The sequence below is a fragment of the Streptomyces sp. ISL-10 genome (genome assembly GCF_018614575.1).
GTDB lineage: Bacteria > Actinomycetota > Actinomycetes > Streptomycetales > Streptomycetaceae > Streptomyces.
On the sequence record NZ_JAGGOJ010000005.1, the window covers coordinates 234,496 to 247,731 of the forward strand.

General features: G+C 72.2%; 12 protein-coding genes. 10 read left to right on the forward strand and 2 right to left on the reverse strand.

What is annotated here, in order from left to right; all coding sequences use genetic code 11:
- Positions 1 to 257: 257 nt before the first annotated feature.
- The 6 genes from J7E88_RS05985 (at position 258) to J7E88_RS06010 (ending at position 6,469) form a co-directional block, all read left to right on the forward strand.
- Entirely contained in the window at positions 258 to 1,037 is a 780-nt protein-coding gene (locus J7E88_RS05985; RefSeq protein WP_215178084.1) for a response regulator transcription factor, read from the forward strand.
- Between the two features lie 24 nt (positions 1,038 to 1,061).
- Entirely contained in the window at positions 1,062 to 2,084 is a 1,023-nt protein-coding gene (locus J7E88_RS05990) for a LacI family DNA-binding transcriptional regulator (RefSeq protein ID WP_215178086.1), read from the forward strand.
- Positions 2,085 to 2,812: 728 nt separating this feature from the next.
- Complete coding sequence (locus J7E88_RS05995; protein WP_215178088.1) at positions 2,813 to 3,844, forward strand: S1C family serine protease; 1,032 nt, start codon at positions 2,813 to 2,815, stop codon at positions 3,842 to 3,844.
- Between the two features lie 20 nt (positions 3,845 to 3,864).
- Positions 3,865 to 4,578, forward strand: coding sequence for a response regulator transcription factor (locus tag J7E88_RS06000; RefSeq protein WP_215178093.1), 714 nt, complete (start codon positions 3,865 to 3,867; stop codon positions 4,576 to 4,578).
- Entirely contained in the window at positions 4,575 to 6,041 is a 1,467-nt protein-coding gene (locus J7E88_RS06005) for a cell wall metabolism sensor histidine kinase WalK (protein ID WP_215178094.1), read from the forward strand. Before J7E88_RS06000 ends, J7E88_RS06005 begins: the two co-directional genes overlap by 4 nt.
- Before the next feature lie 113 nt (positions 6,042 to 6,154).
- Positions 6,155 to 6,469: a hypothetical protein gene (locus J7E88_RS06010; RefSeq protein ID WP_215178096.1), complete on the forward strand. Its 315-nt coding sequence runs from the start codon at positions 6,155 to 6,157 to the stop codon at positions 6,467 to 6,469.
- 51 nt (positions 6,470 to 6,520) lie between these two features.
- Here J7E88_RS06010 and J7E88_RS06015 read toward each other — a convergent pair whose 3' ends face one another.
- Entirely contained in the window at positions 6,521 to 7,396 is an 876-nt protein-coding gene (locus J7E88_RS06015) for a phosphatidylinositol-specific phospholipase C (RefSeq protein ID WP_215178098.1), read from the reverse strand.
- 177 nt (positions 7,397 to 7,573) lie between these two features.
- On the reverse strand, positions 7,574 to 9,391 hold the full coding sequence (locus tag J7E88_RS06020; protein ID WP_215178100.1) for a bifunctional UDP-sugar hydrolase/5'-nucleotidase: 1,818 nt from the start codon (positions 9,389 to 9,391) through the stop codon (positions 7,574 to 7,576).
- A 469-nt stretch (positions 9,392 to 9,860) separates the two neighbouring features.
- Between J7E88_RS06020 and mshD the strand changes: the two genes are divergently transcribed.
- From mshD to J7E88_RS06040, 4 genes are all read left to right on the forward strand, one after another.
- The gene (mshD, locus tag J7E88_RS06025; RefSeq protein ID WP_215178107.1) at positions 9,861 to 10,784 is read left to right on the forward strand and encodes a mycothiol synthase; all 924 of its coding nucleotides are present in this window, start codon (positions 9,861 to 9,863) and stop codon (positions 10,782 to 10,784) included.
- A 99-nt stretch (positions 10,785 to 10,883) separates the two neighbouring features.
- Entirely contained in the window at positions 10,884 to 11,282 is a 399-nt protein-coding gene (locus tag J7E88_RS06030; protein ID WP_215178115.1) for a GntR family transcriptional regulator, read from the forward strand.
- Positions 11,279 to 12,160: an ABC transporter ATP-binding protein gene (locus J7E88_RS06035; protein WP_215178116.1), complete on the forward strand. Its 882-nt coding sequence runs from the start codon at positions 11,279 to 11,281 to the stop codon at positions 12,158 to 12,160. Before J7E88_RS06030 ends, J7E88_RS06035 begins: the two co-directional genes overlap by 4 nt.
- Positions 12,157 to 13,134 (forward strand): ABC transporter permease, encoded by a 978-nt coding sequence (locus J7E88_RS06040; protein ID WP_215178118.1) that lies wholly within the window; start codon positions 12,157 to 12,159, stop codon positions 13,132 to 13,134. Before J7E88_RS06035 ends, J7E88_RS06040 begins: the two co-directional genes overlap by 4 nt.
- Positions 13,135 to 13,236: the final 102 nt, after the last annotated feature.

Here is a 13,236-nt window from a genome sequence, read left to right on the forward strand (position 1 = left end):
TGCTGGGCAGAGGATCCGGGCAATGCCGCCCCCGGGTCCTTTTGTGTTTCCGACCGTTGTTACGGCCGGGTGAACGCAGACTCACAAGGCTCTCTGGCGCGAGGGAGCCGCCGTACGAAGCAGTGCCGCACGCGTCCTCGCAGGGACCGAGGAGGAACCGACGTCATGGACGAGCGAACCGAGCACCGAACCGAGCACCGATCCGAGCACCGATCCGTATACGTGGACCGCAAGGCGATCCAGGCGGGTGGAATCCGATGAGCTCTCTGCTGCTCCTCACCAATGCTCTCCAGCCGTCGACGGAGGTGCTCCCCGCCCTCGGCCTGCTGCTGCACAACGTACGGGTGGCCCCCGCCGAGGGCCCGGCCCTCGTCGACACCCCGGGTGCCGACGTGATCCTGGTGGACGGCCGCCGCGACCTGCCGCAGGTGCGTTCCCTGTGCCAGCTGCTGCGCTCCACCGGGCCGGGCTGCCCGCTGATCCTCGTCGTCACCGAGGGCGGGCTGGCCGCCGTCACCGCCGACTGGGGCATCGACGACGTCCTGCTCGACACCGCGGGCCCCGCCGAGGTCGAGGCGCGGCTGCGGCTCGCGACGGGCCGCCAGCAGATCACCTCCGACGACTCCCCCATGGAGATCCGCAACGGCGATCTGTCGGTGGACGAGGCGACGTACAGCGCCAAGCTGAAGGGGCGGGTCCTGGACCTGACCTTCAAGGAGTTCGAGCTCCTCAAATACCTGGCCCAGCACCCGGGCCGGGTCTTCACCCGCGCCCAGCTGCTCCAGGAGGTCTGGGGCTACGACTACTTCGGCGGCACGCGCACGGTCGACGTCCACGTGCGGCGGCTGCGCGCCAAGCTCGGTCCCGAGCACGAGTCCCTGATCGGAACCGTACGGAACGTGGGCTACCGCTTCGTCGCCCCGGAGAAGGTCGAACGCGCTGCCGAAGAGGCCAAGGCGAAGGCCGCCGTGGCCGTCGCCCAGACGGAGGACGCCCCTGAAGTGGAGGAAGCGGCCGTCCGCCCTGCCCAGAGGTAGGTCACCCCGCGTAGACTGCGCGCCGTGGCCAAGGTGACGCGGGACGACGTAGCAAGACTGGCGGGTACTTCGACCGCCGTTGTCAGCTACGTCATCAACAACGGACCCCGGCCGGTCGCCCCGGCCACGCGCGAGCGGGTTCTCGCAGCGATCAAGGAGCTGGGCTACCGGCCGGACAGGGTCGCGCAGGCGATGGCCTCGCGGCGGACGGACCTCATAGGCATGATCGTGCCGGACGCCCGGCAGCCGTTCTTCGCCGAAATGGCGCATGCGGTCGAACAGGCCGCGGCCGAGCGCGGAAAAATGGTGCTCGTCGGCAATTCGGACTACCGCGACGAGCGCGAGGTCCACTATCTGCGGGCGTTCCTCGGAATGCGCGTCTCGGGATTGATCCTGGTCAGCCAGGGCATGAGCGAGCGGGCCGCGGCCGAGATCGAGGCGTGGGACGCGAGGGTCGTGCTGCTGCACGAGCGGCCCGAGGCGATCGACGACGTCGCGGTCGTGACGGACGACATCGGCGGTGCGCAGCTCGCGACGCGGCATCTGCTGGAGCACGGCCACGAGTACGTCGCCTGTCTCGGCGGTGTCGAGTCGACCCCCGCGATCGGCGACCCGGTCGCCGACCACGTCGAGGGCTGGCGCCGTGCGATGAAGGAGTCCGGGCGCTCGACGGACGGCCGGCTCTTCGAGGCGCCGTACAACCGCTACGACGCCTACCGGATCGCGCTGCAGATCCTGTCGGGGCCGAACCGGCCCCCGGCGATCTTCTGCTCGACGGACGACCAGGCCTTCGGCGTGCTGCGGGCGGCGCGGGAGCTGCGGATCGACGTACCGGGCGAGCTGGCGGTGGCCGGCTTCGACGACGTGAAGGAAGCGGCGCTGACGGATCCGCCGCTGACGACGATCTCCTCGGACCGGCCGGCGATGGCCCGCGCCGCGGTGGACCTGGTCCTGGACGACGGCCTGCGGGTGGCGGGCTCGCGCCGCGAACGCGTGAAGCTCTTCCCCTCGGGCCTGGTCATCCGCCGCTCCTGCGGCTGCGGCTGACGCGCGGGCGCGTCGCCCTCGGTGAGGCCGCGCCCCCGGCGGCCGTGGCTGCGCCCCAGGGGCCACGCACCGCCGGAGCGCGCCGCCCCTGGTGTGGCTGCCCCGAGCGCCATACACCCCGCCGGGGTGCGCAGCCGTGGCGTGGCTGCCCTGCCGAGCGCCATGCACCCGCGGGGGTGCCGCCCCCGGACCCCGCGCCTCAAACGCCGGCGAGGCCGCAACGAACCCGCAACCCCCACGCCGACAGACGAGCAGGGAGAGCACCCCGCCCCACGTCGGCGAGCGGGCCACGAAGGGGCCCGGCCCGCCCAGCCCACCGCGGCGGGACGACCCCTGCCGCCCCGCGGCCGGGAAGACGCCCGGCCCACCACGCGCCACCGGGCGTAGCTACGCCCCCGCACACCATGCACCCGCCGGGGTGCCACCCCGGACCCCGCGCCTCAAACGCCGGCGAGGCCGCAACGAACCCGCACCCCCCACGCCGACAGACGAGCAGGGAGGGAACCCGCAACCGCACACGCCCGCGGGCTGCAACCGGCCTGGGCGGCGGCCGGGCAGGCCCACTGCCAGGCAGGGCACGGCTCATCCGCCACACCAGGGCCGCTGTCCGGCAGAAGCGGGCAGGGGCCGGGGCGGATCGACAGCCTCATGTCGGGCATACACGGTTCTGTCGGGCTTCTCAGCGCCGCCTCAGACTCCTCTCATCCGCACCCCCGACAGTCGTTTCCATGAGCGACCACTACCGCCGAAGCGGCGACGAGGGAACCCACCACCACCCCGGCCTTTACCCGCCGCCCCCGCCCCAGGGGCCGCCGGTCACCGTGTGGCCGGGGGGCGGTGGGGCGGCGTACCACCCGCCCATCGGTGACGCGCCTGCGACGCACCGGGCCCGGGCCAAGCGACCCGTCGCGCTCATCGCCGCCGTCGCGATCGCCGCCGCGGCCGTCGGCGGCGGCGCCTCCGCGCTCGTCGGGCAGCTCACGGACGGTGGCAGCAGCAGCACCGGCTCCGGCTCCGTCGCCGCGGGCACCAACCTCTCGCAGACCAGCAAGGGCACCGTCGCCGGCGTCGCCCAGGCCGTCTCGCCGAGCATCGTCGAGATCAATGCCACCTCCGCCGCCGGACAGTCCACCGGCTCCGGCGTGATCATCACCTCCGGCGGCGAGATCGTCACCAACAACCACGTCGTCTCCGGAGCCGACAGCATCAAGGTGCGGCTCAGCGACGGCAAGACGTACACCGCCGAGATCGTCGGTACGGATCCCGACAAGGATCTGGCCCTCATCGAGCTGCGCGGCGCGTCCGGGCTGAAGGCCGCCACCCTCGGCGATTCCGGCGCCGTCAAGGTCGGCGAGGAGGTCGTGGCGATCGGGTCCCCCGAGGGTCTGACCGGCACCGTCACCAGCGGCATCGTCTCCGCGCTCGACCGTGACGTGACGGTCGCCAAGCAGGACGACCAGGAGCGGCAGGACCCCCGCCAGAACTGGCCCTTCGAGTTCGGCGGGCAGCAGTTCAACGGCGACACCGGCGACTCGAGGACCACCTACAAGGCCATCCAGACCGACGCCTCCCTCAATCCCGGCAACTCCGGCGGCGCGCTGATCAACATGAACGGCGAGATCATCGGCATCAACTCCGCGATGTACTCGCCCAGTTCGGCCACCGGCTCCACCGCCGGCAGCGTCGGTCTCGGCTTCGCCATCCCCATCGACACGGTCAAGGCCGACCTGGACAGTCTGCGCTCCGGCGGGGACAACTGATCGCGTGCGAGGCTGGGTCCATGACTGAAGGCGACCGCATCCTCATCGTCGACGACGAGCCCGCCGTGCGCGAGGCGCTGCAGCGCTCCCTCGCCTTCGAGGGGTACGGCACCGAGGTCGCCGTCGACGGCGTCGACGCTCTCGCCAAGGTGGAGGCGTACGCCCCCGACCTGATCGTCCTCGACATCCAGATGCCCCGGATGGACGGCCTGACCGCTGCCCGCCGGCTGCGGTCCGCCGGGTCCCGGGTGCCGATCCTGATGCTGACGGCCCGCGACACCGTCGGCGACCGCGTCACGGGGCTCGACGCCGGCGCCGACGACTACCTGGTCAAGCCGTTCGAGCTGGACGAGCTGTTCGCGCGGATCCGGGCGCTGCTGCGGCGCAGCTCGTACGCGGCGGCGACCGGGGCCGCAGCCGAGGAGGACGTGCTGTCGTTCGCCGACCTGCGCATGGACCCGGCGACGCGCGAGGTCACCCGTGGCACCCGTCGCGTGGAGCTGACCCGTACCGAGTTCACGCTCCTGGAGCTGTTCCTGGCCCATCCGCGCCAGGTCCTCACCCGTGAGCAGATCCTCAAGTCCGTGTGGGGCTTCGACTTCGAGCCCAGTTCCAACTCGCTGGACGTGTACGTGATGTATCTGCGGCGCAAGACGGAGGCGGCCGGTGAGCCGCGGCTGGTGCACACCGTGCGCGGCGTGGGATACGTGCTGCGGTCGGGCGGGCCGGAGTGATCGCACGCCTGCGTGCCCTGCCCCTGCGCTCCCGGCTCGCTCTGCTGGTGGCGACGGCGGTCGCGGTGGCGGTCGCAGTGGTCTCCACGGTCTGCTGGGTCGTCGTGCGCGGCAAGCTGTACGACGAGGTGGACAACAAGCTGCACTCCGTCAGCGAGAACACGCCGCCGCTGCGGGCCATCGACATCGCCGCCACGCTGGGCAGCTGCGCCCGGGAGACCGCCGACCCCGCCGAGTTCCAGGGGCCGAGGTCCGACTACTACTTCCAGTTCGCCCGGGCCGACGACGACCGGCCGTGCGTCTTCGCCAAGAACTCGGCGGGCACCGTCCAGGTCACCACCGCCGACCGGGACGTGGCGCGGGCCGGTGACCCGACGGTCGAGACGTACCGCAACGGCACGGACACCGAGGGCCGGGCGGTGCGGGTGCTGACCGTCGCGGCCGTCGCGGACGGCCCGGCCGGGGGGGTCGGCGGGGTGGTCCGGGACACCGCCGTCATGTACGCGTTCCCGCTCAAGGAGATGGAGAACACGCTGCGCGAGCTGGCCCTGCTGCTGCTCGTCGTCTCCGGCATCGGGGTGTTCGGCGCGGGCGCGGCCGGCCTGTGGATCGCGCGCACGGGGCTCGCCCCCGTGGACCGGTTGACCGGCGCCGTCGAGCATGTGGCCCGCACCGAGGACCTGAGCGTGCGCATCCCGGCCGAGGGGAACGACGAGATCGCCCGGCTGTCGCGCTCGTTCAACGCGATGACCGCCGCGCTCGCCTCCTCGCGCGACCTCCAGCAGCAGCTCATCGCCGACGCCGGTCATGAACTGCGCACCCCGCTGACCTCGTTGCGGACCAATGTCGAGCTGCTGGCCCGCAGCGACGAGACCGGACGCGCGATCCCGCCGGAAGACCGCCGGGCCCTGCTGGAGTCGGTGAAGGCGCAGATGACGGAACTGGCGTCGCTGATCGGCGATCTCCAGGAGCTGTCCCGGCCCGACAGCGGGGCCCCCGGGCGCCAGGTTGAGGTCGTGGCACTGCACGAGATCGTCGACGGCGCGCTGGAACGGGCCCGGCTGCGCGGGCCGGAGCTGACGTTCGAGGCCGCCGTCCTGCCCTGGTACGTACGCGGTGAACAGGCCGCCCTGGAACGGGCGCTGGTCAACGTGCTGGACAACGCGGTGAAGTTCTCACCGCCCGGCGGAGTCGTCCAGGTGGGTCTGCGGGACGGCGAGCTGACCGTGCGCGACCACGGGCCCGGCGTCGAGGCCGAGGAGCTCCCGCATGTCTTCGAGCGGTTCTGGCGCTCTCCGTCGGCACGGTCGCTGCCGGGGTCGGGGCTGGGCCTGTCGATCGTGGCTCGTACGGTCCGGCAGGCGGGCGGCGAGGTGGCGCTCGCACCCGCGGAGGGTGGCGGCACCGTCGCGGTGATCCGCCTGCCGGGCGCGTCGACGCCACCGCCGTCCTCGGTTCAGTAGAGCGGGCACGGCCCGGTGGCGGTGCCGGGCCGCGGCCGCGCCACCAGCGGCCGGGGGCGCCGGGCCGCTGGTGGTCGTGCCGGCGATCGGGCTGCTGGTCCGGCCGCGGAGGCGTGGGCGCGGCCTGGGCGCTCACCGCCGGCTCGTCCGGCCGCGGCGGCGCGGGCGCGGCCTGGGCGCTCACCGGCGGCTCGTCCGGCGGCGGCGCGGGCGACGCCCGTGGCGCGTGCGACGCCCTGGCCGGCTTCGACGAGTCGAAGTGCACGGCCGACGGCGACGAGGGCCTGGTCGCGCTCAACCACCTGTCCGCGGCCATGCCCCTGTCCGCCGCGGCGGACAGGGGCGACTCGGCGTACCAGCCGCTCGCGGACAGCTGCGCCGGGCGGCGGGCCGCCTTGCGCGGCTCTTCGCGTTCGACGCCCGCGTGAAAGAAGGACATCGCCGAGGCCCGCAGGCTCTCCGCCGAAACGCGGGGCCCGTCAGCCGTTGTGGCGGATGAGGGAATCGACCAGTCCTCTACGGGTGTTGGGGAAGTCCATGGGGACGATCCCGAGCCCTCGCCAGCCGCTCGCGACCGAGCCGTCGATGAAGGAGTGGACGCGCGGATTGAGGTTGTCGGAGTTCCAGCGCGGGGGCAGGTACGCCGCCGTGCTCACGTAGTTGACGAACAGCTTTCCCGGCTGCTCCACGGCCTTGCGGAAATGCGCCTCGATCCTCGGGTACTTGGCGTTCGGCGCCGCGTTCCAGTCGTCCTGGACATCGAAGAGCGCGCCGTCCGCGTACCGCACACCCGGCAGGCCGCCGTTGTCGCCGAGGAGGACGACCTTCCCGCGCGCCTGGCCGAGCGCGGGTATGCCGTCGCCGATGCGGAACAGCGGCCGCCAGCCGCGACCGTCGAGGTAGTCGTCGAAGATCGCCCGGAAGGTCGCGTCGCTGTCCTCGGAGTACTCCTGCTTGACCCGCATCAGCACGGTCTCGGAAGGGTGGGCGGCGAGGAAGTCACGGCAGGCCACGAGGACGTCGCCGAACATCATGTTCTGGTAGTACGGCCCGTGGTGGACGGCGAACGAGCCGCCGGTCACCCGGCACCGTACGTCCAGGAAGCGGATGCCGCTGTTCAGCTGCTCCGTGATGGTCGTGTTCTGGCATTCCGTCCACAGCCCGCCGAACCGGGCGCCCGAGTCGTGGGTGCCGGGGATCGTCAGTCGCTGAAGGGGCGTCGAGTCGGCGGCACCGGCCATCCAGTCCTGCGCGGACAGGGTGGTACGGCGCGGTGCGGCGGCGGCGTGGGGGGCGCCGATGAGGGCGGCGGCGGAGAAGGCCGCCGCGCCCGAGAGAAATCTCCGTCGGTCCATGGCTGCGGAGTATGACGCGGTCACGACAAGATGCGCCAGGGCCCGGGGACCCACAGGACACGGCCGGACATCTCCCTTTGACGCCGGCCGGGGACAGCGCCCCATGACGCCGGTGGGGCGGCGGGCCCACCGGCCCACCGCCCCACCGTTCGACTCTGCGCGCTTCGCGCTTCCCGCTTACTGCACGACCGTGATGCGGTCCGCGGCCGGCGGCGCGATGGGCGCGGACGCCGAGGAGTTCGCCGCCAGGTAGGCGTTGAAGACCTCCAGGTCAGAAGCGCCCACCAGCTTGTTGGTGTGCTCCTTGAAGACCGCGAAGCCGTCACCGCCGCCCGCGAGGAACTCGTTCATCGCGACCCGGTAGGTCTTTGCCGGGTCGATCGCCTCGCCGTTCAGCTTCACCGAGTCCACGACGATCCGGTCGGCGCCGGTCTTCGTCAGGTCCAGGGTGTAGGTGAAGCCCTTCGAGATCTGGAGGATCTTCGGAGACGCCTCGTTCGGGCCGCTGACCTGCTGCTGGAGCGCGGTGATCAGCTGGGCCCCGGTCAGGTCGACGACGTTCATCATGTTGGTGAACGGCTGGACCGTGAAGGCCTCGCCGTACGTCACCACACCGTCGCCCTCACTGCCCGACGCCTTGAAGACCAGGTCCGAGCGGATGCCGCCCGGGTTCATCAGTGCCAGCTGCGCACCGCCCTTGTCCGCCGGAGCCAGGCCCGCGAGCTGCGCGTCCGCGATCAGGTCGCCGAGCGGCTTCTCCGGGGTGGTCGCGCCACGGCCGTTGATGTCGGCGGAGATGAAGCCCTGCGGACGGTTCGCGATCGGCGCGGCCAGCTTGTTCCAGCGCGTGATCAGGTCCGTCATGTCCTGGGCCCGGGCCTGGTCACGGCTGACGATGTGGTTCGCCGACTTCACCGACGTGCGGACGATGTCACCGGTCCGCCGGTCGTAGGTGAGCGTGGTGTCGGTGTAGAGCTTGCCGTACGAGGACGCCGACGTGACCATGCGCGGCCTGCCGGAGGGATCCGGGATCGTGCACACGTACGCCTGGTGGGTGTGGCCGGTCACCAGCGCGTCGACCTTGGGCGTGATGCCCTTGGCGATGTCCACGATGGGGCCGGAGATCCCGTCGCCCGCGCCCGGCGAGTCGCAGTCGTAGTTGTACGACGCGGAGGCCGGCGAGCCGCCCTCGTGGATGAGCGCGACGATCGACTTCACGCCCTTGCGGTCCAGCTCACGGGCGTACTTGTTGACCGTCTCGATCTCGTCGTGGAACTTCAGGCCCTTGATGCCGTTCGCGCTGACGATGTCCGGCGTGCCTTCGAGCGTCACCCCGATGAAGCCGATCTTGACGCCGTTCTTCTTCCAGACCGTGTACGGCTTCAGGATCGGCTTGCCCGTCGACTCCTTGGTGACGTTGGCCGCGAGGTAGGGGAAGTCCGCGCCCTCGAACTCCTTGCCCTCCTCGAAGCAGCCGTCGGTCGGGTGGCAGCCGCCGTTCTGCAGTCGGGCCAGCTCGACCGCGCCCTCGTCGAACTCGTGATTGCCCACGCCCGCCACATCGAGGTCCAGCTTGTTGAGCGCCTCGACGGTCGGCTCGTCGTGGAAGAGACCGGACAGCAGGGGGCTCGCGCCCACCAGGTCACCGGCGGCGGCGCTCACGGAGTACGGGTGCCCCTGGCGCGCGGTGCGCAGCGAGGTGGCGAGGTACTCGACACCACCGGCCGGGATCGTCCTGACCGTGCCGTCGGCCTGCTTCTCGGAGACGGCGCCGGCCGAGCCGGCCGGCGGCTCCAGATTGCCGTGCAGGTCGTTGAAGGAGAGCAGCTGCACATCGACGGTGCGCGGGTGGTGCCCGGAGCCCTGCCGGTCACCGTCGGTGGCGCCGGCCGGCAGCGCGGCGACGAGCGCGCCGGCCGTCGCCAGCCCGGCGGCAACGGCGAGCACGCGCCGGGTGCGCCTGGCCGCGCGATGGTTGGGGGGTGTCGCTGACATCTGTCTCCTCGTCAGGTCCAACGTGGTGGAGGGGCTGCGAGCGGCAGCCTAGAGTCAACGCGCGTAGCACGACAGGGGGATACGGGTTACGACCTGGTTGCCATCGCGCAGGAAAGGGGTGTTCGAGGCATATCGGCCGCACGGCGGAACGCGCGGGCTTGCCCGCTGACCCATCCGGCGCGGCGGGCGGAACGCACCGGCTTGCCCGCTGCGACACGGACGGCCGACGACCCATCCGGTCCGCGCGGCGGGATGCACACCGGCTTGCCCGCTGCGACACGGCACATCCGGTCCCGCGCGGCGGGCGGGACGGCGGCCGCTCCGGCCCCGGGCGCGCCACGACCGGCGGCCTCCGCCCCCGCACACGCCGCACCCCCGCCCCGCGACCGGCCGCGCCACCCCGGACCGGTCCGACACATCGCGCACCACGCGTCGCCCGCACCGGCACCCCCCGCCGTACCCTCGACACATGACGATCGACGCAGTGATTCCGGAGCCCGGCCGGCAGATCCAGTCCCTCGACGAACTCACCGCGGAGCAGGCCGAGGCCGTGTCCGAGCTGCTCGCCGAAGCCGCCCGGTCCGACGGGATGCAGGCCGTGTCCGAGCAGGGCCGACTGCAGCTGCGCGGCGGTCGGAGGGAAGGCGTGCGGCACTTCCTGCTCACCGTCGAGGGCAAGCTCGTCGGCTACGCCCAACTGGAGGACACCGATCCCGTCGAGGCCCCGGCCGCCGAACTCGTGGTCCACCCGAACCACCGCGGACGCGGCCACGGACGGGCTCTCGGGACCACCCTGCTCGACGCGTCGGGCAAGCGGCTGCGGGTCTGGGCGCACGGCGGGAAGTCCGCCGCCCGGCACCTGGCGCAGGTCCTCGGCCTGACGCTGTTCCGTGAACTGCGCCAGCTGCGCCTCCCGTTGAGCACGCAGAGCGTCCCTGAGGCGGTGTACCCGCCGGGTGTCACCGTACGGACCTTCACGCCGGGGCAGGACGACGCCGCATGGCTCGAGGTGAACGCCGCCGCGTTCGCCCACCACCCCGAGCAGGGCTCGCTGACCCAGCGGGACCTGGACGACCGCAAGGCCGAGCCGTGGTTCGACCCCAAGGGCTTCTTCCTGGCCGAACGGGACGGCCGGATCGTCGGCTTCCACTGGACGAAGGTGCATGCGGAGGAACAGCTCGGCGAGGTCTACGTCGTCGGCATCAGCCCCGACGCCCAGGGCGGCGGCCTCGGCAAGGCCCTCACGGCGACCGGCCTGCGCCACCTCGCCGCTCAGGGCCTGCCCACCGCGATGCTCTACGTGGACGCCGACAACCTGGCAGCGCTGCGGGTGTACGAGCAACTGGGCTTCGTGACGCACGAGGTGGATCTGATGTACCGCACCGAGACCTGAGCCGGCCCGCCAACGGGCAGAGGGGGCGGCGCATTGACACCGCCCCCTCTCTTACACCACCCTTTCACTACTCAATTAGTGAAAGGGGGGTGCAGTGACGTGGTCGAGTTCCGCATCGACCGGCGCAGTGGCGTCGCCACCTACCTCCAGATCGTCCAGCAGACCAAACAGGCCCTGCGCCTCGGACTGCTGCGCCCCGGCGACCGCCTGCCGACGGCACGCGAGGTCGTCGAGGTCACGGCCATCAACCCGAACACCGTGCTCAAGGCCTACCGCGAGCTCGAACGCGAAGGACTCGTCGAGGCCCGCCGGGGCCTGGGCACCTTCGTGACCCGGACCCTCGGCGGCCAGGCGGCCGGCACACCGCTGCGCGCCGAGCTCGCCGACTGGGTGGCACGGGCCCGCGCGACGGGACTGGAGACGGACGACATCACCGCTCTACTCACCTCCGTACTGGAGGCAGAGGGACCGGACGGACACAAGGGGGGCGGCGTATGACCGCGACCGCGATCGAGGCGCACGGCCTCGGCAAGACCTACCGCAGACAGGGTCACCCGGCCCTGCGCGACTGCTCGTTCCGGGTGCCCGCCGGGCGGGTGTGCGCCCTGACCGGGCCCAACGGCGCCGGGAAATCCACCCTGCTGGCCCTGGCCGCGGGACTCACGCGCCCCGGCGAGGGCGTACTGCGGGTGCTCGGCGCCGAGCCCGCGTCCGTACGCGAACGCATCGCGTACGTCGCCCAGGACAAACCCCTCTACCCCCAGCTGACCGTCGCAGACACCCTCCGCCTGGGCCGCGAACTCAACCCCGGCCACTGGGACCAGGCCCTCGCCGAGCGGATCGTCGAGGAGGGCGGTCTCGGCGCCGGCACCCGTATCCGTACGCTCTCCGGCGGCCAGCGCACCCGCGTCGCGCTCGCCCTCGCGCTCGGCAAACGCCCCGAACTGATGCTGCTGGACGAGCCGATGGCCGACCTCGACCCCCTGGCGCGCCACCGGCTCATGGGCACCCTCATGGCCGAGGCCGCCGAGCACGGCACGACAGTCGTGATCTCCTCGCACATCCTGTCCGAGCTGGAGTCGACCTGCGACTACGTCCTGCTCGTCGACGGCGGCCGCATCCGCCTCGCCGGCGACACCGAGGACCTGCTCGCCGCGCACACGTGGCTCACCGGCCCCGTCACGGACCTCGCGCCGCACACCGTCGTCGAATCCCGTACGACAGGGCGTCAGCTGACCGCGCTGATACGCCCAGAGGGCACGCTCGCCCCCGACCGGCAGACGTCTCATCCCTCCCTGGAGGAGCTGCTCATGGCGCATCTGCGCTCCCCCGGCGCCCCCGCCCTGCTGACGCCGGACGCGGCGGTGACGGCATGAGCACGCTCACCGCTCCCGCCCCCGCTCCCGCCCCCGCTCGCGCCTCCCGCCTGCGTGGCACCGCCTGGGTCGTCGTCCGCCAGCACCGCACCGTCCTGAGCGTCGCGGCCGGGGCACTGGTGCTGTCCGCCGCCGTCGCCGCGGGCCTGCGGATCTGGTTCGAGGCGACCCCGCCCGACGACTTCGACCGCAACCTGTTCCCCCGTTCCGACGTACGCAGCGCGCTCGTGGTCATCGTCGAGTACGCCGGCCTGGCCGCCCTGCTGCTGCCGCTGCTGGTCGCCGCCGTCGTCGCGGGCCCGGTGGTCGCCCGGGAACTGGAGAGCGGGACGTACAAACTGGCCTGGTCGCAGTCGGTGACGCCGCTGCGGTGGTTCCAGGCCAAGGTGACGGTCCCCGCCGTGACCGTCACGGTCCTCACGGCGGCCCTGACCGGCGTCTTCCGCCTGGCCTGGGAACCGGTGTCCACGAACACGCACCTGCGCTGGTACTCGCGCCACGTCTTCCTCGCCGTCGGACCGACGGCGATCGCGTACGGGCTGCTCGCGGTCGCGGTCGGCGCGCTCACCGGGCTGCTGGTGCGCCGCACGCTGGCCGCCATGGCCGTCGCGGGAACGGTGACGGGAGCCGTCCTGCTCGCCATGTCGTCGCGGTGGGGCAGCCTGTGGACGACCACGACCGGCACACGGACCGACCCGGACTCGTTCCCCGTCATGGACGACTGGCTGGTCACCGACACCGGACTGCTCACCTCGTCCGGCGAGCGCCTCGGCGACGAGCGCCTCGGCGACATGTGCCGCGTCGTCGACCGCCCCGCCTGCTTCGCCGAGCACGGCATCACCGGCCGCTGGTACGACTACCATCCGGCATCGCACCTGTGGCCGCTCCAGCTCGTCGAGACCACCGTCGTCCTCGCCATCGCCGCCGTCGCCGCCTACGCGGCGTTCCGGATCTTCCGCCGTCGGCACGGATGACGCCCCGCGGGGCCCCGGACGCCCCCCAGGGCCCCGCCACGTTTTCCTCACGTCATGTAGTCGTTACCGGGCATTCAGACACCCTTGCGACCCTCGGCCAAT